Source organism: Rhizobium bangladeshense (genome assembly GCF_001662075.1).
GTDB classification, from domain to species: Bacteria; Pseudomonadota; Alphaproteobacteria; order Rhizobiales; family Rhizobiaceae; genus Rhizobium; species Rhizobium bangladeshense_B.
This window is the reverse complement of sequence record NZ_LYPL01000007.1, coordinates 245,248-265,053: the sequence shown is the minus strand read 5'-3', so window position 1 is coordinate 265,053 and position 19,806 is coordinate 245,248. Positions and strand designations below refer to the sequence as shown.

General features: G+C 62.3%; 18 protein-coding genes and 1 tRNA gene. 10 read left to right on the top strand and 9 right to left on the bottom strand.

Features of this window, described 5'->3' with window-relative positions:
- Window positions 1–21: 21 nt before the first annotated feature.
- From modA to obgE, 5 genes are all read right to left on the bottom strand, one after another.
- The gene (gene modA, locus A7X77_RS16595) at window positions 22–813 is read right to left on the bottom strand and encodes a molybdate ABC transporter substrate-binding protein (RefSeq protein WP_064683943.1); all 792 of its coding nucleotides are present in this window, start codon (window positions 811–813) and stop codon (window positions 22–24) included.
- A gap of 462 nt (window positions 814–1,275) precedes the next feature.
- Complete coding sequence (locus A7X77_RS16590; protein ID WP_245293755.1) at window positions 1,276–1,875, bottom strand: nicotinate-nucleotide adenylyltransferase; 600 nt, start codon at window positions 1,873–1,875, stop codon at window positions 1,276–1,278.
- Window positions 1,876–1,912: 37 nt separating this feature from the next.
- Window positions 1,913–3,196 (bottom strand): glutamate-5-semialdehyde dehydrogenase, encoded by a 1,284-nt coding sequence (locus A7X77_RS16585; RefSeq protein WP_064683941.1) that lies wholly within the window; start codon window positions 3,194–3,196, stop codon window positions 1,913–1,915.
- The gene (gene proB, locus A7X77_RS16580; RefSeq protein ID WP_064683998.1) at window positions 3,189–4,358 is read right to left on the bottom strand and encodes a glutamate 5-kinase; all 1,170 of its coding nucleotides are present in this window, start codon (window positions 4,356–4,358) and stop codon (window positions 3,189–3,191) included. The genes A7X77_RS16585 and proB overlap by 8 nt, the downstream gene beginning before the upstream one ends.
- Window positions 4,345–5,433 (bottom strand): GTPase ObgE, encoded by a 1,089-nt coding sequence (obgE, locus tag A7X77_RS16575; protein ID WP_064683940.1) that lies wholly within the window; start codon window positions 5,431–5,433, stop codon window positions 4,345–4,347. The genes proB and obgE overlap by 14 nt, the downstream gene beginning before the upstream one ends.
- Window positions 5,434–5,517: 84 nt before the next feature.
- Here obgE and A7X77_RS16570 point away from each other — a divergent pair, with 84 nt between their 5' ends.
- A complete protein-coding gene (locus tag A7X77_RS16570) occupies window positions 5,518–6,384 on the top strand; it encodes an endonuclease/exonuclease/phosphatase family protein (RefSeq protein WP_064683939.1) in 867 nt (288 codons plus the stop codon).
- Window positions 6,385–6,479: 95 nt separating this feature from the next.
- On the opposite strand, the gene A7X77_RS16565 is transcribed toward A7X77_RS16570, so the two are convergent.
- From A7X77_RS16565 to rplU, 4 genes are all read right to left on the bottom strand, one after another.
- A complete protein-coding gene (locus A7X77_RS16565; RefSeq protein ID WP_064683938.1) occupies window positions 6,480–7,067 on the bottom strand; it encodes a GNAT family N-acetyltransferase in 588 nt (195 codons plus the stop codon).
- On the bottom strand, window positions 7,064–7,720 hold the full coding sequence (locus A7X77_RS16560; protein WP_064683937.1) for a GNAT family N-acetyltransferase: 657 nt from the start codon (window positions 7,718–7,720) through the stop codon (window positions 7,064–7,066). Before A7X77_RS16560 ends, A7X77_RS16565 begins: the two co-directional genes overlap by 4 nt.
- Before the next feature lie 125 nt (window positions 7,721–7,845).
- Complete coding sequence (gene rpmA / locus A7X77_RS16555) at window positions 7,846–8,115, bottom strand: 50S ribosomal protein L27 (protein WP_064683936.1); 270 nt, start codon at window positions 8,113–8,115, stop codon at window positions 7,846–7,848.
- A 33-nt stretch (window positions 8,116–8,148) separates the two neighbouring features.
- Window positions 8,149–8,466 carry a 50S ribosomal protein L21 gene (gene rplU / locus A7X77_RS16550; RefSeq protein ID WP_064683935.1) on the bottom strand — a complete coding sequence of 106 codons (318 nt, stop codon included), beginning with the start codon at window positions 8,464–8,466 and terminating at the stop codon, window positions 8,149–8,151.
- Between the two features lie 304 nt (window positions 8,467–8,770).
- Here rplU and A7X77_RS16545 point away from each other — a divergent pair.
- The 9 genes from A7X77_RS16545 to A7X77_RS16505 all read left to right on the top strand — a co-directional run bounded on the left by A7X77_RS16545 (window position 8,771) and on the right by A7X77_RS16505 (window position 19,714).
- A tRNA-Ser gene (locus tag A7X77_RS16545) sits at window positions 8,771–8,860 on the top strand.
- Between the two features lie 462 nt (window positions 8,861–9,322).
- Complete coding sequence (locus tag A7X77_RS16540; protein WP_064683997.1) at window positions 9,323–10,765, top strand: M81 family metallopeptidase; 1,443 nt, start codon at window positions 9,323–9,325, stop codon at window positions 10,763–10,765.
- A gap of 207 nt (window positions 10,766–10,972) precedes the next feature.
- The gene (locus A7X77_RS16535) at window positions 10,973–11,704 is read left to right on the top strand and encodes a FadR/GntR family transcriptional regulator (protein WP_064683934.1); all 732 of its coding nucleotides are present in this window, start codon (window positions 10,973–10,975) and stop codon (window positions 11,702–11,704) included.
- Between the two features lie 89 nt (window positions 11,705–11,793).
- Window positions 11,794–13,302: an ABC transporter substrate-binding protein gene (locus A7X77_RS16530; protein WP_064683933.1), complete on the top strand. Its 1,509-nt coding sequence runs from the start codon at window positions 11,794–11,796 to the stop codon at window positions 13,300–13,302.
- 165 nt (window positions 13,303–13,467) lie between these two features.
- Window positions 13,468–14,415, top strand: coding sequence for an ABC transporter permease (locus tag A7X77_RS16525; RefSeq protein WP_064683932.1), 948 nt, complete (start codon window positions 13,468–13,470; stop codon window positions 14,413–14,415).
- Window positions 14,412–15,287: an ABC transporter permease gene (locus tag A7X77_RS16520; RefSeq protein ID WP_064683931.1), complete on the top strand. Its 876-nt coding sequence runs from the start codon at window positions 14,412–14,414 to the stop codon at window positions 15,285–15,287. The genes A7X77_RS16525 and A7X77_RS16520 overlap by 4 nt, the downstream gene beginning before the upstream one ends.
- A 21-nt stretch (window positions 15,288–15,308) precedes the next feature.
- Window positions 15,309–17,093, top strand: a complete 1,785-nt coding sequence (locus A7X77_RS16515) for a gamma-glutamyltransferase family protein (protein WP_064683930.1) — start codon at window positions 15,309–15,311, stop codon at window positions 17,091–17,093.
- Between the two features lie 2 nt (window positions 17,094–17,095).
- Entirely contained in the window at window positions 17,096–17,851 is a 756-nt protein-coding gene (locus tag A7X77_RS16510; protein ID WP_064683929.1) for a DUF1028 domain-containing protein, read from the top strand.
- 24 nt (window positions 17,852–17,875) lie between these two features.
- Complete coding sequence (locus A7X77_RS16505; RefSeq protein ID WP_064683928.1) at window positions 17,876–19,714, top strand: ABC transporter ATP-binding protein; 1,839 nt, start codon at window positions 17,876–17,878, stop codon at window positions 19,712–19,714.
- The last annotated feature ends 92 nt before the right edge of the window (window positions 19,715–19,806 follow it).

Here is a 19,806-nt window from a genome sequence, read left to right as displayed (position 1 = left end):
CGCAATCATTTCGCCACTCAGTCACTTGAGAACGGTAAATCCCTGCGCTGTGAAGAAGCCGGCCGCCTTGTCGGATTTCAGGAAGTCGAGATAGGTTGCGGCATCCGGGTTCCTGCTCTCGGCAAGAATGGCGACCGGATAGATGATCGGCGGGTGGGAATCGGCCGGGAAGGTGCCGACGATGGCGACACCCTTATCGGCTATCGCGTCCGTCTGGTAGACGATGCCATAGGGAGCCTCGCCGCGGGAGACCAGGGCGAGGGCGGCGCGCACGCTTTCGGCGCCGGCGACCTTGGTTTCGACCGATGTCCAAACGCCGAGCTTTTCGAGCGCGGCCATGGCGTATTTGCCGGCCGGGACCGATTTCGGCTCACCCATGGCCAGCTTGCCGTCACCCAAAAGTCCTGAGAGATCGAAGCCGGGCTTGATCTCGACCGGTTTAGCCTTGTCCTTTTCGGCAACGAGCACGATCCCGTTTCCGAGCAGGTTGGCGCGGCTATCGGCCTTGATCAGGTTCTTCTTGGCGACGTAATTCATCCAGTCGAGATCGGCCGAGATGAAGATATCGGCAGGAGCCGCGTTTTCGATCTGTTTGGCGAGCGCACCGCTTGCCGCATAGGAGGCGACGGCTTCCTTGCCGTACTCCTTGGCCCAGGCGTCATTGGCGGCATCGAGCGCGTCCTTGAGGCTTGCTGCGGCAAAGACGGTCAGCTTTTCGGCGGCTTCTGCCGGTGTCGGCGACGCGGCCGCGCCAAGCCAGAGTGCCCCGATCGCGGCGAATGCGAGTTTCATCCATTGGCAGCGGTTCTGCATGATCTATCCCAGGATTCGAAATATTTCGACGAATATAACGACACTCGGGTTTTGGCCAGGGATAATTGGTTGGCGACAGGGATCCACGTGTTCGTGAAGCGCATGGCTGTTCCGAGAACAGGAGATTCGGCGGTACGCCAAAGCCTGGGAAAGACGGCGACGAACCAAAGACCCGCCGCGACAATTGGCCATACTCTTCGATAATGCCGATAAAATCGGCAGCAATTGAAGCCTCTCGTCGTCAGTATTGCATTGCCAGCATTGCTGCATTGCACAAATCGATATTCACCTTCCTCAGGAATATGGTACAACAGACTCATCGAAACGGCTTTCTCCTCCTCCCATAGCCGTTCGACAAGGATCGACAACACTCCTCCTCCCAGTTGTCGATCGAGTTCATAAGCCCGACGGATCTCCTCCCCCGTCGGGCTTTCTCGTTTTTGGGATTTCTTGAAAATCAGCCTATTTGACTGCGCCCGGCAACGCGCCGTTGCGGATCGCCGTCGAGCTCAGGCCAGAGCGGGGCCCGTGGATAAAGGTCCAGGCCGGCGCCGGTTTCTTCCAGAGGACCCGCGCGTCGTCCTCGTCGATGCGGGCGAAATCGAAGGTCCGCGTCATCTTCGAGGATAGATAGGAGAGTGTCGCGCCCGGCCGGTCGATCACGGCGATCGGGAAGGTGCGGGCAATCTCCTGCCACTTCTGCCATTTGTGAAAGCTCTGCAGGCTGTCGGCGCCCATGATCCAGATGAAGTGCGCATGCGGATTGCGGGCCTTGATGCGGGCCAGCGTATTGGCGGTGTAGCTGACGCCGAATGCCTGTTCGAAGGCGGTGACCTTGATGCGCGGATCGGCGGCGACACGCTCGCTTTCGGCAATGCGTTCGGCAAGCGGTGCGAGCTGGTTGCGGCTCTTCAGCGGATTGCCCGGGGTCACCATCCACCAGAGCTGGTCCAGGCCGAGCCGCTTGATGGCGATCTCGGCAACAAGCGCGTGGCCCTGATGCGGCGGATTGAACGAACCGCCGAACAGGCCGATGACCATGCCGCGTTCGCTGTGCGGCATGCGGAGGTAGCGCCGATCCAGATTTTCCGTCGTCACGTCAAGGTCGGGTCTGTCCGGCACCGCGCACCCGGTATTTGAAGGAGGTGAGCTGCTCGACGCCGACTGGGCCGCGCGCATGCATCTTGCCGGTAGCGATGCCGATCTCCGCGCCCATGCCGAACTCGCCGCCATCCGCAAATTGCGTCGAGGCATTGTGCAGCAGGATCGCCGAATCGACCTCGGTGAAGAAACGCTCGACCACTGCGGGGTCTTCGGCGATCACGGCCTCGGTGTGGTTCGACGAATAGGTCTGAATATGAGCGATCGCGCCGGATATGCCGTCGACGACGGCGACCGAAATGATCGCGTCGAGATATTCGGTCGTCCAGTCCTCCTCGGTCGCCGGCTTGATGCCGGGGGCGACCTTCAGCACCGTCGCGGAGCCACGGATCTCGCAGCCGGCCTCGGTGAGAACCTCGAGCAGCGGCGTCAGATGCGTGCCGATCGCGGCGCCATCGACGAGCAGGGTTTCCGCCGCGCCGCAAATGCCGGTGCGGCGCATCTTGGCGTTGACGACGATCTGCTTTGCCATCTCGATATCGGCGGAGGCATCGACATAGATGTGGCAAAGGCCTTCGAGATGAGCAAAGACCGGCACGCGGGCCTCGCTCTGCACGCGGGCCACCAGGCTTTTGCCGCCGCGCGGCACGATGACGTCGATCGCGCCGTTCAGACCGCGCAGCATGGCGCCGACCGCAGCGCGATCGGTGATCGGAACGAGCTGGATAGCATGCTCTGGAAGGCCGGCCGCCTTCAGGCCGTCGACGAGGCAGGTATGGATAGCCTGCGATGAACGGCGCGAATCCGAGCCGCAGCGCAGGATCACGGCATTGCCCGCCTTGAGGCAAAGGGCGCCGGCATCGGCGGTGACGTTCGGGCGGCTTTCGAAGATGACGCCGATGACGCCCAGCGGCGTGCGGGCGCGCTCGATCTTCAGGCCGTTCGGCCGATCCCAGGCGGCGATGACTTCGCCGACCGGATCGGCAAGGCCGGCGATGGCGCGGATTCCCTCGGCCATCTCGGCAATGCGCTTGTCGTTCAGCGTCAGCCGGTCGACGAAGGAGGCGAGCATCTCGCTGCCTTCGACCTCCTTCAAGTCCTTGGCATTTTCGCCAAGGATATGCGCCTTATTGGCCAGGATCGCGTCGGCCATGGCGTGCAAGGCGCGGTTCTTCGCCTCGGTGGAGGCAAAGCCCAACGGTCGCGCCGCAGCCTTGGCCTTGCGGCCGATGTCGTTCATCAGCGCGTCAATGTCAGGGCTTAGCACAACGGTATCAGGCATGGGCCGCGTCCTTCTTCTGCCTTTCCAATTTCTGTCTGATCTGTGTGGTCATCACCATGTCGTCGCGATGGACCATGGCGGCGCGTCCGGCATAACCGAGGATTGCCGCGATTTCGGCCGACTTGCGGCCGGCGATCCGGCGGGCATCCTCCGCATCGTAGCTCACTAGTCCACGGGCGATCTCGCGACCTTCCGGGCCGATGATCGCCACCGTGTCGCCACGGCTGAAGAGGCCGGAAACGCTGCGCACGCCGGCCGGAAGCAGGCTCTTGCCGGCACCAAGGGCGGTGACGGCGCCGTCGTCGACATGCAGTTCGCCGGCCGGCTGCAACTGTCCGGCGATCCAGGTCTTGCGGGCGGTCACCGGTGTGCCCGACGGCGCGAACCAGGAGGAACGGGCGCCATTTTCGATTGCCGACAGCGGGCTGTCGGTCTTGCCCGAGGCGATGATCATGGCGCAGCCCGAGGTCGTGGCGATCTTGCCGGCATCGATCTTGGTGCGCATGCCGCCGCGTGAAAGCTCGGATGCCGCACCCCCGGCCATCGCCTCGATGTCAGGGGTGATTTCGGCGATCGTCTCCAGGAAGGCAGCATTCGGATCGAGATGCGGCGGCGCGGTATAAAGACCGTCGATATCGGAAAGAAGGATGAGCAGATCGGCGCCGGTCATCGTCGCGACGCGGGCCGCCAGGCGATCATTGTCGCCATAGCGGATTTCGCTGGTCGCGACCGTGTCGTTTTCGTTGATGATCGGCACCGCGCCGATTTTCAAAAGCTGGTTGATGGTGGCGCGCGCATTGAGATAGCGGCGGCGCTCTTCTGTATCGCCGAGCGTCAGCAGGATCTGGCCGGCGACGATCTCGTCGCGCGACAGGCTTTCCGACCAGGCACGCGCGAGCGCGATCTGGCCGACGGCAGCGGCCGCCTGACTTTCCTCGAGCTTTAGCGCACCGGAGGGCAGGTCGAGCACCGAGCGGCCGAGCGCAATCGCGCCCGAGGAAACGACGAGCACATCGATGCCCTTGGCCTTCAGCCCGGCAATGTCGGCGCACATGGCGTCGAGCCAGGCCTTTTTCAGCCCAGCCTTGCGGTCGACCAGGAGGGCCGAGCCGATCTTGATGACGATGCGGCGGTAGCGGCCGAGCGGCTTACGGCTGGTCATCGGCCCCATCCTCGCCCGTGTCCTCTTCGGAGATGATCATGTCGCGATGCCTGAGCTTCGGCACCTTGGCCGGCTTTTCCTCGGCATTTTCTTCAACGATGATATCGCGCAGCGCCCGCAGGACCTCGGTCATGCCCTTGCCGGTGACGGCCGAAATCTGGAACGGGGTCTTGCCGCAGGCCTCGGCCAATTCCTTCGTCTTCTTCTTCAGTTCGGCCTCGTCGAGCACGTCGATCTGCGACAGCGCCACAATTTCCGGCTTGTCGGCGAGATCGTTGCCATAGGCTTCGAGCTCGTGCTTGACCGTCTTATAGGCTTTGCCGACCTTTTCCTCCTGGGCGGAGACGAGATGAAGCAGCACCCGGGTGCGCTCGACATGGCCAAGGAACCGGTCGCCGATGCCGACACCTTCATGGGCGCCTTCGATCAGGCCGGGAATATCGGCAAGAATGAATTCCCGTTCGTCGATGGTGGCGACCCCGAGATTGGGATGCAGCGTGGTGAAGGGATAGTTGGCGATTTTCGGCCGGGCGCGGGTAACCGACGCCAGGAAGGTCGATTTGCCGGCATTGGGCAGGCCGACGAGACCGGCATCGGCAATCAGCTTCAGGCGCAGCCAGATGGTCTTTTCCTCGCCGGGCAGGCCGGGATTGGCCCAATCCGGCGCTTGATTAGTCGAGGTCTTGAAGTGGGCGTTGCCGAAGCCGCCATTGCCGCCATGGGCGAGGCAGTAACGCTGGCCTTCGACGGTGAGATCGCAGATCAGCGTTTCTCGGTCTTCCTCGAAGATCTGGGTTCCGACAGGGACCTTGAGCGTCACGTCGCTGCCATTGGCGCCGGTGCGGTTCCTGCCCATGCCATGGGTGCCGGTCGTCGCCTTGAAATGCTGCTGGTAGCGGAAATCGATCAGCGTATTGAGGCCGTTGACCGTCTCCACCCAGACATCGCCGCCGCGTCCGCCGTCACCGCCATCGGGGCCGCCGAACTCGATGAATTTCTCGCGCCGGAAGGAGACGCTGCCCGCGCCGCCGTCTCCGGATCGGATATAGACCTTTGCTTCGTCGAGAAATTTCATTTTACTTCCAGTATCCGGTGGCAGTTGGACGGCCCGTCTTGGCCCATTCGATATAGGCGGTTCCGACGGAGGTCAAAGATTATCGTGAATTTTGCGAGCTATAACATACAGTACGGCTTCGGTCTCGACGGCAGATACGATCTCCCGCGCATCGCCCGGAGCCTCGAAGGCGCCGACATCATCGCGCTGCAGGAGGTGACCCGCGGCTTCTCGCGCAACGGTTTTGCCGACATGGTCGCGGATATTGCCGCCCTCTTTCCCGACCATTTCTGGGTATATGGGCCGGCCTGCGACCTGCATGTCGAGGCTGATCACGGCAAGCCCGCGCCGGCACCGGGCACGCGCTTTCACTTCGGCAATATGGTGCTGTCGCGCTGGCCGATCGTCTCGACCCGGACGCTGCTTCTGCCGCGCAGCCGCACGCTCGGCAAGATCAACCCGCAGCGCGGCGCGACCGAGGCGGTCATCACAGCGCCCGGCGGCGCGATCCGGGTCTACTGCGTCCATCTCGACCACGTTTCTCCCGACGAACGCATCCGCCAGCTGCAATTCCTGAACGCGCACATCAATGCTTTCGTCCAGGAGGGCGGGTCGCTGACGGGGGCGGCCGAATTCGATCTGCCGGAGCCGCCGCTGCCGGAGGATTACGTCATTCTGGGCGATTTCAACATGGAGCCGGAATCGCCGGAATATTGCGCGCTTGCGGGTGCTGCCGGCGGATATTACGGCCGCGTCGCCCGGATCGGCACGCCGGTCGATGCCTTTGCAGCGCTCGAAGCCTATCGCCCCGAGAGCTACAGCTGGATGGATCCCGAAGACCACGGCAAACGCATGCATCTCGATTATTGCTTCGTCGGTTGCGGCCTCGTGAGCCGGTTGAAATCCGCCCGGATCGACACGCAATCCGTCGGCTCCGATCATTTCCCGCTCTGGGTCGAGATCGGCGCTTGACGGAGACGCCGCCGGTGGCGGCGTCTCCTTTCTTGATAGCTATGAGAGCATGATGTTGTCCGAAAACCGCTCACACTTTTCGGCATCATGCTCCGTCAGGCAACCTTCCGCGGCTGCAGCATGCCCGGCTGCAACACGGTTTCGATGTGCGACACCATGGTGTTGCGGGCGAAACAATAGATTTCGCCGCAGCCCGTCATGCGGAAACCGAGCTTCTCCTGCAGTCTGAGCGACGCCGGATTGTCGGCGAAGACGCCGGAATGGATCGGTGTCTCCGGCATGCGGCGCGAGAAGCGCTCGATGACCGCCGCCACCGCCTCGCTCATATAGCCGCGCCGCCAGTAGTAGCGGTTCAGCCAGTAGCCGAGGTGCCAGCGGCCGTGGCGCAGCTCGATCGAGACGTTGCCGATATGAACATCGTCCTGACCGGTGATCGCGAGCGGCCAGTCGGGCAGGGTGCCCGAGGTGACCGGCATCAGCCAGTCCAGCGCATCCTGCCGGTCGAACGGCGCGGGAACGCGGGACAGCATGCGCGTGACCGCGAAATCGGAAAGCGATTCCGCGATCGCCGGCGCATCGCTCAGCCTGTGGGGGCGGAGCGTCAGCCGTGATGTCGAGATGACAGGAACGGGGCCGGGCATCATCGGCCTGGTGTCCGGTCTCTGCAGCGCGGTCGTGCTCATGCGATATTCCCCCAGCTTCTCAGCGATATCCAGGTCTTGCGGTCGAGCCTGTACCATTCCACAGGCACGTTGCTGCCGAGCGCCAGCGAGGCGGCAAGCCCCGAGCCCTGAAACTGGAAGCCGCACTTCTGGATGACGCGCCGGGAGGCGACGTTCATCACCCGGCAGCGGGCGTCGATCTGGTCGACGTCCTGACGGGTCCTGAACACCATATCGACCAGGGCATGGCAGGCCTCGGTCGTATAACCCTGGTTCCAATAGGGCTCACCCAGCCAGTAACCGATCTCGACGGTCTTGCCGTCGGTATGCGGTTCCACCCCGCAGCAACCGATAAAGGCGCCGTTTTCGGCTTTGGTGATGGCATAGACGCACTTGCCAATCTCGCCATTTCGCGTACGCCAGACAAAGTCGGCGGCATCATTGGCGGTATAGGGGTGCGGCATACGCGATACCATGGTGGCGACTTTGGCGTTGTTGGCGAGATGGGCAAGGGCGTCGATGTCTTCTTCGTGGGGCGCGCGCATGACGAGCCTTTCCGATAACAAGACAGGGCAATCGGTCCTTAACCGTTCCGGCCTCAGCCGTTCTATGGGAGACCGCTGGTCTTCCCGGGGAGACCGTGATTGGTCTGCCCTCAACAATTCGCCTTGCATGTTCAGTCCTCCTGTTTGGACAAAGAAAAAGGGGAGATGGCGCCCCATCTCCCCTGTTTTCTGGACTGAACCTGGTACGGCCAGCCGGGTCGATGAGACGCCGGCTGTTTTTGAGCGCTACCGGCTTATTCCGCTGCTTCCGCTTTCGGCATGACAGACACGTAGACGCGACCGTTGGCCTTCGTTCGGTAGTTCACATTGCCGGCGATAAGCGCAAAAATCGTGTGATCCTTGCCGAGGCCGACGTTGGAACCCGGATGCCACTGCGTACCGCGCTGACGCACGAGGATGTTGCCTGCGATGACGGCTTCGCCGCCGAACTTCTTCACGCCAAGGCGCTTGGATTCGGAATCGCGACCGTTGCGCGAGGAACCGCCAGCTTTTTTGTGTGCCATTGGAGTTCTCCTTTAAACCTTGTCCCGTTGATCTTACTTGGCAGCCACGATGTCCGTGATACGGACGACCGTGTGATGCTGACGATGGCCGCGCGAACGCTTCGAATTCTGACGGCGGCGCTTCTTGAAGGCGATGACCTTCTTGCCGCGGTTCTGTTCGACGACTTCTGCCTTGACAGAGGCGCCGGCTACGAAGGGCGCACCGATCGCAGCGTCGGCGCCTTCGCCGATCACGAGCACTTCGGTGAATTCAATGGAGTCGCCAGCGGATGCTTCAAGCTTCTCGATGGTCAGCACGTCGTTGGCTGCCACACGGTACTGCTTACCGCCGGTCTTGATGACTGCGAACATTTTTTATCCTTTCATGTTCGTTCCGGCGCTCCCCGCTATCGAAGCAGGTGGCCGTCTTTTTATCAGTCTAGGTTAAGCAGGGATTTCAGGGAGCTAGCCCGGAATTCTGGTCTGCCGGTGAAACCCCGCGCAAGCGCGAGGCAGGCAAGGGGCGGATTACTCCACTCCTATTGCGGATGCGGGATACGCGAGTGACAGAAAGGTGTCAAGGCAAAAGGATGGAAAAGCTCGATATTTCAGCTTGCCAACCTGTCATATGGTCGTTATGAGAACGCCCGCGCCGAACAAGCGCCGACCTGACCGCGGAGAGGTGGCAGAGTGGTCGAATGCACCGCACTCGAAATGCGGCATACCTGCAAGGGTATCGTGGGTTCAAATCCCACCCTCTCCGCCATACTGGTCCTTGTCCATGCCGGCTCTGGCAGGCCTGATTTCTGGTAGGCGAGTTCGCTTCGCGACGCCTGAACTCTTCACAATGCGATTCGGGGCACGGCGATAGTTTCCGCCAGCAACGGGCGAGCGATCTCTATCGTTGATCGAGGACCAGTGCCGGAGGCCGGGATCGATCTTGCACGTCGCGTCGCTTTTGCGCTTAGCGAGCGAACCTCGACGCTCGTTCAAGCAAATAGGTTTCAGAGACAGTTCATCGGAAAGTGTCTCGCATGATCGCATTGCGGCTCACCAATCTTAGAACCGGTCGGAGCAAAGCTTGCCATATTTGCGGTTGATCGCCGCGCTTTGCGAACTATCATCAGGATCGGATAAGGGTGGCTGGCTCTGGGTCGCCACCTTCCGTCTTCAGCTCGTCTCCGTCCCTGCCTTCTTTAATGTTTTCAGTATCAGCCGAGGTTTTCCCATGCGCATTGCGGTCGGTGGCATTCATATAGAGTGCAGCACATACAATCCCGTGCTGAACGAGGAGAAGGACTTTCGGGTGCTGCGCGGCGAGGAGTTGCTGGAATCGCCCTATTTCGCCTTTCTGAAGGATTATGATGCCGCGTTCCTGCCGACGATCCATGCCCGGGCTATTGCCGGCGGGCCGGTTTCGCGTGCCAGCTATGAGGCGTTCAAGGCAGAATTCCTCGAGCGGTTGAAGCCGCTGCTGCCGCTCGATGGCCTCTACCTCGCCATGCACGGCGCCATGTATGTGGACGGCATGGAGGATGCCGAAGGCGACTGGATCTGTGCCGCCCGCGCGCTGGTCGGCGAGGAATGTACCGTTTCGGCAAGCTACGACCTGCACGGCAATGTCACCCAGCGCATCATCGATGCGCTCGATATTTATTCCACCTATCGCACGGCGCCGCATATCGATGTCGAGGAGACGATGCGCCGCTCGGTCGCCATGCTGGTCAAGAGCCTGAAAACAGGCGTGAAGTCGGTTGTTCTCTGGGCGCCGATCCCGGTCGTGTTGCCGGGCGAACGTACGAGCACCGTCGATGAGCCGGCTAAGAGCCTCTATGCCATGCTGCCCGAAATCGATGCGATTGATGGTGTCTGGGATGCGTCGCTGATGGTCGGCTATGTCTGGGCAGACGAACCGCGGGCCACGGCTGCCGCCATCATGACCGGCACCGACCGCGCCGTGTTGGAACGCGAGGCCAAACGTCTCGCCAAGGCCTATTGGGATGCGCGCGAAGACTTCGTCTTCGGCTGCGAGACTGGCTCGGTCGAGGAATGCGTCGCCAGGGCGATCGCCAGCCCGACCGCGCCAGTGGTGCTTGCCGAATCCGGCGACAATCCGACCGGCGGCGGTGTCGGGGACCGGGCCGATATATTGGCCGAACTGATCGCCAGGGACGCCACCGGCGTCGTCTTTGCCGGCATCGCCGACAAGGCTGCGACCGAGGCCTGTTATGCCGCAGGCATCGGCTCGGAACTGGAGCTCAGCGTCGGCGCCTCGCTCGATACCAAGAGCAGCAAGCCGGTCGTCGCCCGCTTCTCGGTCAGGTTCCTGCACGAAACGTCAGATCCCGCCGATCGCCAGGCAGTGGTTTCGATCGGTGGTCTTGATCTGGTGCTCTCCGCCAAGCGCCGGCCCTATCACAATATCGTTGATTTCACGCGGCTCGGCCTCGACCCGCACCGGGCAAAGATCATCGTCGTCAAATCGGGCTATCTCTCGCCGGAATTGGCGATGATTGCCAATCCGAACCTGATGGCGCTGTCGACAGGCGTCGTCGACCAGTTCGTCGAGCGCCTGCCGCGGCTGCGCAAGCAGCATCCGACCTACCCCTTCGACAAGGATTTTGCCTTCGAGCCGCAGGTCTTTCTCTCCGCACGCTCGACGCCAGCCTGAGCTTCACCCGAACCAATTGCGTTTTTCTGAAAAACATTGTCGATCGCGCCGCCCTATCGCTGCGATCGACTGTTTTCCCGTAACGCGGCAGTGGCGGGAACTGAGCAAAAAACGAGCAGATTTGAATTTGCCCAAAAAAGCGCTTGACGCTCGGCACGATTTGGTTTGCACTGAACCAATAGAAAATTGGTACGGACCATTTAGCGAATGCCGATGGATGAAACGCAGGGCAATTCGAATTATGCGCTGGAGAGGCTGAGGGCTCTCCTGCGGTCCGACAGTCTCGACACCGACGGCAAGCTGCCGACCGAGCGCACCCTTTCGGAAATGCTTGGCGTCGGCCGCCGTGCCGTCCGTCGCGCCCTCGAAGTGCTGGAGGCCGAGGGCCGCATCTGGCGCCGCCAAGGCTCCGGCACCTATGCCGGCCCGCGCCCCGACGGCTGGAGCGATCATGTCGGCTCGATCGTTGCCGGCACCGATCTCATGGAAGTCATGGAAGTGCGCCTGCGCATCGAGCCGCAGCTCGCCCAGCTTGCCGCCATGCGCGCCAAGGCCGCCGATATCGAGCGCATGTATGATCTGGTGAAGAAGATCTACGAAAGCACCGATGCCGACGGGCGCGAACTTTGGGACGGGGCGCTGCACCGCCAGATCGCCCAATGCGCCGGCAACGGTTTCTTCCTCACCATCTTCGACGTCATCAACCGGGTGCGCCAGGACGAGGCCTGGCAGACGATCCGTGAGCGCGCCCGCAGCGCCAGCCGGACGCGGCCCGTCACCTTTAACCAGCACACGGCAATCGTCGATGCGATCGCCGCTCGTGATCCTGCCAGGGCGGGCGAAGCGATGCGCCAGCATCTGCTGACGCTGCAGGAAAGCCTCATCCGCATCACCTCGCTCGATCGCAGCGAGACGGAGGCCGACAAGACCCCGGCCTGAGTAGGGAGGCAAGTGGGAGAAAAAACACAGGCGGGCCATAACCGCCGGAATGGAAGCAAAAACCAAACACAAGAACAGAGGAGAATGGAATGAAGATCGCCAAATTGCTGACCGCCACCGTTGCCGGCGCTTTGTTTGCCCTTCCTGCCTTCGCCGTCGACCTGAAGATCGGCCTGCAAGACGATGCCGACGTGCTCGATCCCGCCCAGTCGCGCACCTTCGTCGGCCGCATCGTTTATAATGCAATGTGTGACAAGCTCGTCGACGTCTCGCCGGATCTGAAGATCGTGCCGCAGCTTGCCACCGAATGGAGCTGGTCGGCCGACGGCAAGGAGCTCACCATGAAGCTGCGTCAAGGCGTCAAGTTCCATGACGAGACTCCTTTCAACGCCGAAGCCGTAGCCGCCACCATCGAGCGCAACATCACCCTGCCGGAATCGCGCCGCAAGAGCGAGCTCAGCTCGGTCGCAAAGGTCGAGGCGACAAGCGAATACGAGGTCAAGTTCACCCTCAAGGCGCCTGACGTTACCCTTCTTGCCCAGCTTTCCGACCGCGCCGGCATGATCGTCTCGCCGAAGGCCGCCAAGGAACTCGGCGCCAAGTTCGGCGATCACCCGGTCTGCGCCGGTCCGTTCAAGTTCGTCGAGCGCGTCCAGCAGGACCGCATCGTGCTCGAGAAGTTCCAGGACTACTGGAATAAGGACAAGATCTTTGTCGACAAGCTGACCTATCTGCCGATCCCGGATACGACGGTGCGCCTCGCCAACCTGCGGTCCGGCGATCTCGACATGATCGAGCGCCTGGCCGCGACCGACGCTGAGGCGGTGAAGGCGGATTCGAGCCTCGTCTATGCCGACGCCGTCGGCACCGGCTACATGGCGCTCTATTCCAATATCGGCAATGGTGCGCGTGCCGACAATCTTTTCGGCAAGGACAAGCGCCTGCGCCAGGCCTTCTCGCTGGCGATCGACCGCGATGCCGTCAACCAGATCGTCTATGAAGGCACAGCGGTCTCCGGCAACCAGCCCTTCCCGCCGAGCAGCCCGTGGTTCGATAAGGATATTCCCGTCCCCGCCCGCGATCTCGACAAGGCCAAGGCGCTGATCAAGGAAGCCGGCTTCGACCGCGTGCCGATCGAACTGCAGATCCCGAACAATCCCGTCGCCATGCAGATGATGCAGATCATCCAGTCGATGGTCGGCGAAGCCGGCTTCGACGTCAGCCTGAAATCGACGGAATTCGCGACGTTGCTGAGCGAGCAGACCGCCGGCAACTATCAGCTCAGCCGTTCCGACTGGTCCGGTCGCGTCGATCCCGATGGCAACATCCATCAGTTCATCACCTGCAAGGGCGGCATCAACGACACGAAATACTGCAATCCCGAAGTGGACAAGCTGCTGAACGAAGCCCGCGCCTCGACCGACGATGCCGTGCGCAAGCAGAAGTATGATGCCGCTGCCGTCATCCTCAACGATGATCTGCCGATCATCTATCTCGGCCATCAGTCCTGGATCTGGGCGCTGCACAAGAACATCACCGGCTTCATCCCGTCGCCGGATGGCATGATCCGCCTCGTCGGCGTCAAGAAAGCCGGCTGATCATAAGCAAATCATGCGGCGGAAACCCCCGCCGCATGATTCTAAAGCGCGTCGCAACTTTTCAGATACGCTTCACGCGCTTTAGCTTTTTGTTTTACGCATGTTGTTATCGCAAAACCGCTGCACACTTTTGCGCGACATGCTTTGATCGCGTCAGGATCGCCCATGTATACCTACATCGCCAAACGGCTCTTGGTCGCCATACCGACGCTTTTGATCATTTCGATCTTCGTCTTCTCCCTGCAGAAGCTGCTGCCCGGCGATCCGATCCTCGCCATGGCCGGCGAGGAACGCGACCCGCAGGTTCTCGAATTCCTGCGCGAGAAATACCGGCTGAACGATCCCGTGCCCTATCAATATGTCCGCTGGCTGGGCGCCGCCCTTCAGGGTGATCTCGGCATTTCGCTGCGCACCAACCAGCCCGTTCTGCAGCTCATTGGCGACAAGCTGCCGGTCACCATCCAGCTTGCCATCATGTCGATGATCTTCGCCTTTGTCATCGGCGTGCCGATGGGCATCCTGGCGGCCGTCAAGAAGAACTCGATGATCGACTATGTCGCCAACATCATCGCGCTGACAGGCCTGTCGATCCCGAATTTCTGGCTGGGCATCATGCTGATCCTGCTGGTTTCGGTCAATCTCGGCTGGTTGCCGGCATCCGGCTACGAACCCTTCTTCAGCAACCCACTGCGGTCGCTGGAAACGATGCTGATGCCTTCCTTCGTGCTCGGCAACGCGCTGGCTGCGACCCTGATGCGGCATACCCGCTCGGCAATGCTCAGTGTGCTGAGCGCCGACTACATCCGCACCGCCCGCGCCAAGGGACTGCCGGAAAGCACCGTCGTGCTCGAACACAGCTTCCGCAATGCGGTGTTGCCGATCGTGACGCTGACCGCCCTGCTCTTCGGCGAACTGCTCGCCGGCGCCGTGTTGACAGAACAGATCTTCACCATTCCGGGTTTTGGAAAGCTCATCGTCGACGCCGTCTTCAACCGCGACTACGCCGTCGTCCAGGGCGTGGTGATCTGCACCGCGATCGGCTTCATCCTGATGAACCTCCTGGCCGACATCCTCTACGTCCTGCTCAATCCGCGCATGAGGGCCGCTCTATGACCGCGATCGGAGAGACCGGCATTCCCGCTGCGGTCGACCGCACGCCGAGCCGCGCCTGGCACAAGCTGAAGGCCAACAAGGGCGCCCTCGTCGGCCTTGCGATCATCGTCTTCTTCGCCATCCTCGCGGTTGCCGCCCCCCTTCTTCCGATTCCCGATCCGAACGCCACAAGCTGGTCGGCGATCCGCAAAGCCCCCTCCGCCGCCCATTGGCTTGGCACCGACGACATCGGCCGCGACATTCTTTCCCGGATGATCTGGGGCGCGCAGGCTTCGCTGATGGCAGGCGTCTTCTCGGTGGCGATCGCCGTTGTCATCGGCGTGCCCTTCGGCCTCGTCTCCGGGTATTTCGGCGGCTGGATCGACATGGTGATCTCCCGCATCACCGAAGCCTTTCTGGCCATGCCTTTCCTCATCACCGCGATCGCGCTTGCAGCCTTTCTCGGTCCGAGCCTGACCAATGCGATGATTGCGATCGGTCTTTCGGCCATGCCGGTCTTCGTGCGGCTGACGCGCGGCCAGGTGCTTTCGGTCAAGACTGAGGAATATGTCGAGGGCGCCCGCTCGATCGGCCTGCGATCCTCGAGCATCATCACCCGCTATATCCTGCCGAACGTCTTCGCGCCGATCCTCGTGCAGGCGACGTTGACCATCGCCACCGCGATCATCGCCGAAGCGAGCCTCTCCTTTCTCGGCCTCGGACAGCAACCGCCGGCGCCGAGCTGGGGCTCGATGCTGAACGTCGCCAAGAATTTCCTCTCCCAGGCGCCTTGGATGGCGATGTGGCCGGGAGCCGCGATCTTCCTCGTCGTTATCGGTTTCAATCTCTTAGGCGACGGCCTGCGCGATGCGCTCGATCCGCGCGAAGCATGATTTCTCGAAAGGACATTTGACATGACCGCATTCACGACCCGTCCCGAGATCCTCGGCACCTTCGGCGTCGTCACCTCGACGCACTGGATCGCCTCGGCCGTCGGCATGAGCATTCTCGAAAAGGGCGGCAACGCCTTCGATGCGGCGGTAGCGACAGGTTTCGTGCTGCAGATCGTCGAGCCGCATCTTTGCGGTCCGGGCGGCGACCTGCCGGCGGTGATCTATTCGAAGAAGAAGGACAAGGTCGAGGTCATCTGCGCGCAAGGACCTGCCCCCGCCGGCGCAACGATCGAACATTATACGGCGGAAGGCCTGAGCCTGATCCCCGGCGACGGGCTGCTTGCGACCGTCATCCCCGGCTCCTTCGATGGCTGGATGCTGATGCTGCGCGACTACGGCTCGATGAGCGTGCGCGATGTGCTGGAACCGGCGATTTATTACGCCGAGCACGGCCATCCGATGCTGCCGCGCGTCTCCGCCACCATCCAAGGGCTCGCCGCCTTCTTCGAGAAGGAATGGCCGACCTCCTACGAGACCTGGCTGCCGGGCGGCAGCGCGCCCCAAGCGCATGCGAATTTCAGGAATCCGGTGCTTGCCGAAACCTGGAAACGTATCATCGACGAGGCCGAGGCGAAAAGCGGCAGGGAAGCGCAAGTGCAGGCGGCCCGCGACGCCTTCTATCGCGGCTTCGTCGCCGAGACGATCGACGACTATCTGAAGACCGCCGAGGTGATGGATGCGAGCGGCAACCGTCACAAGGGCGTTTTGACTGCCAGCGACATGGCAAACTGGTCGGCAACGATCGAGGAGCCGCTGACCTATGATTATCATGGCTGGACCATCGCCAAGATCGGCCCCTGGGGCCAGGGTCCGGTCTTCCTGCAGACCCTGTCGATCCTCAAAGGCTTTGATCTCGGCGCAATGGACTCCATTGGCGCCGATTTCGTCCATACCGTCGTCGAGGCGATGAAGCTCGCCTTCGCCGACCGCGAAGTCTATTACGGCGATCCTGATTTTTCGGAGATCCCTGTCACGCATCTGCTGTCGGAGGCCTATGCCGCCGAGCGCCGCAAGCTTATCGGCGCGGACGCCTCCTTCGATCTTCGCGCCGGCATCGTTCCTGGCTTCGAGGCGCAGCATGATCTGACGATGACGATGCTCGGTGCGGATTCGAAGACCGGCGCCGTCTACGAGCCGACCATGGCGCATCTTTCCGAAAAGCGCGGCGACACGGTGCATATCGACGTCATCGACCGCGACGGCAACATGGTTTCCGTCACGCCATCAGGCGGCTGGCTGCAATCCTCGCCGACCGTGCCCGGCCTTGGCTTCTGCCTCAATTCCCGCGCCCAGATGTTCTGGCTGAAACCAGGCCTGCCGACGTCGCTTGCCCCCGGCAAACGGCCGCGCACGACGCTGACGCCTTCGCTCGGCCTCTACGACGGCCGCCCGACGCTGGCCTTCGGCACACCGGGCGGCGACCAGCAAGAGCAGTGGCAGCTCTCCTTCTTCCTGCGTTATGCCCATCACAGGTTGAACCTGCAGGCGGCGATCGACCAGCCGCTGTTCCACACCTCGCATTTTCCGGCCTCCTTCTATCCGCGCACCCGCGAACCCGGCAGCCTGATGGCGGAGGCGAATTTCGGCCCCGATGTCCTCGATGCCTTGCGCCGCAAGGGCCACAAGCTGACGGTCGCCGATCCCTGGACGGTCGGCCGGCTGACCGCTGCGAGACGCGATGCCGACGGACTGTTGCGCGCCGCAGCCACCCCGCGCCTGATGCAGGCTTATGCGATCGGGAGATAGCCATGACCTGGTCGATCGTCGCCCGTGATCCCTTGACTGGTTATCTCGGCATCGCCGTCGCGAGCCGCTTCTTCGCCGTCGGCGCCCTTGTGCCGCATATTCGCGGCAGCATCGGTGCCGTCGCCACGCAGGCCTTCGTCAGCCCGCTTTACGGCGTCGACGGCCTGTCGCTACTGGCCGCGGGCAAAGCGCCGAAGGAAATCATCGCCGAGCTGACCGCGCGTGACGCCGGCCGCAATCAGCGGCAGCTGCACCTCATCGATGCAAAGGGGCGCAACGCCGCCTTCACCGGCGCCGCATGCATCGACTGGGCGGGGCATCTGATCGACGAAAACGTCTCGGTCGCCGGCAACATGCTTGCGGGTCCCGAGGTCATCACCGAAACGCTTGCCACCTATAACAAGGCAATGGACAAGCCGTTGGCCGAACGCCTGCTGTTTGCGATGCAGGCAGGCGAGGATGCCGGCGGTGACAAGCGCGGCAGACAGTCCGCCGCCCTCGTCGTCCATCGCGATCAGGATTATCCTTGGCTGAGTATCCGCGCCGACGATCATCCCGATCCGCTCGCCGAACTTGTCCGCCTCCAAACCGTGGCGGGTGAACGTTACCTGCATGTCGCGGAGACGATGGCGACGCGGCAAAATCCGAACGGCATGCCCGACAGGCGCGAGATCGATGAAAAGATCGCGACGCTGGAAGCGGCTCGCATAGCGGCAGGCAGGCCTTCCGCCTCTTTCGCCACGCCTTTGAAGACGTGAATTCGATAACACAAAGGGAACGACATGAATGATGTTTCTTCGGCCCCCGCCTCTCCTGTTCTCTCCGTCCGGAACCTGACGACCTCCTTCCTCGTCGATGGCGACTGGAAGCCGGTGGTGCGCGACGTCTCCTTCGATGTCATGCCTGGCGAGACCGTGGCAATCGTCGGCGAAAGCGGATCGGGCAAGAGCGTCACCTCCCTTTCGATCATGCGGTTGCTCGCCAACGGATCGAGCCGCATCGATGGTGCCATCACCTTGAATGGCAAGGATGTTCTCAGCCTTCCGGAAAGGGAGATGCGCCGGGTGCGCGGCAACGACGCCGCAATGATCTTCCAGGAGCCGATGACATCCCTCAACCCGATTTTCACCATCGGCCGCCAGATCTCCGAAGCGCTCACCTGCCACGGCGAGATCGGCAAGGCCGAGGCGCGGGCCGAGACCGTGCGGCTGCTGGAAAAGGTCCGCATCCCCAACGCCGCTTCGCGCTTCGACGAATATCCGCACCAGTTCTCGGGCGGCATGCGCCAGCGCGTAATGATCGCCATGGCGCTCGCCAGCCGGCCGAAACTGCTGATCGCCGACGAACCGACGACGGCGCTCGACGTGACGATCCAGGGCCAGATTCTCGACCTGATCAAGATGCTGCAGGAAGAAGAGGGCATGTCCGTTCTCTTCATCACCCACGACATGGGCGTCGTTGCCGAAATTGCTGACCGCACCATCGTCATGTATCGCGGCGAAGCGGTGGAAACCGGCACGACCGACGACATCTTCCATCGCGGCAGACATCCCTATACCCGCGCACTGCTCTCGGCCGTGCCGCGCCTCGGCTCGATGGCCGACCGGAAATGGCCGCTGCGTTTCCCCGTCATCGATACCACGACCGGCGAACGCCGCGAGCCGGTCGAAGTGGCCGATACTGTCGACCGGCGCCGGACGCCGATCCTCGAAGTCAAGAACCTTGTGACCCGTTTCGATATCCGCGGCGGCCTGCTCGGCCGCAAGACGGGCGCGATCCATGCGGTCGAGGACGTCTCCTTCGATCTCTTCCAGGGCGAGACGCTGTCGCTCGTCGGCGAATCCGGCTGCGGCAAGTCGACCACCGGCCGCACGGTCACCCGCCTCGTCCAGCCGAACGGCGGCAGCGTCAGCCTCGACGGGTATGACGTGCTGAGCCTTGACGCGGTCAGTCTCAGACGGATGCGCCGCAGCATCCAGATGATCTTTCAGGATCCCTTCGCCAGCCTCAACCCGCGCATGACCGTCGGCGCCGCAGTCGCCGAACCCATCACCGAACACGGCCTCGGCACCGGCGCCCAGGCCCGCGACAAGGCCGCCGATCTTCTCGAACGCGTCGGACTGAAACCCGACATGATGAAACGATATCCGCACGAATTCTCCGGCGGTCAGCGCCAGCGCATCTGCATCGCCCGCGCGCTCGCGCTCGATCCGAAGGTGATCGTCGCCGACGAAAGCGTCTCGGCCCTCGATGTCTCGATCAAGGCACAGGTCTGCAATCTGCTGATGGACCTGCAGCAAAGCCTCAACCTCGCTTTCCTGTTCATTTCCCACGACATGGCCGTGGTCGAGCGCGTCAGCCATCGGGTCGCGGTGATGTATCTTGGCGAAATCGTCGAGATCGGCCCGCGCGCTGAACTGTTCAGCAACCCGCAGCACGCCTACACGAAGAAGCTGATGGCAGCCGTGCCGGTGCCCGACCCCTCACGTCGCGGCATCAAGCGCAACCTCGGAACCGACGAGCTCAAGAGCCCCGTTCGCCCGGTTGGCTACGTCGCGCCGCCGCGCCGATACCGGGAAGTGACGGCAGGCCATCTGGTTCGGGTCGATGAAGCCGCCTGAGCGTGAAAACATAGTCTCGGGAGAATCTGACATACAAGTATCGCGAGAAAATAACCCGCGCCGGTGGCGCGCGGACCGTCGCGTTTGCTGCA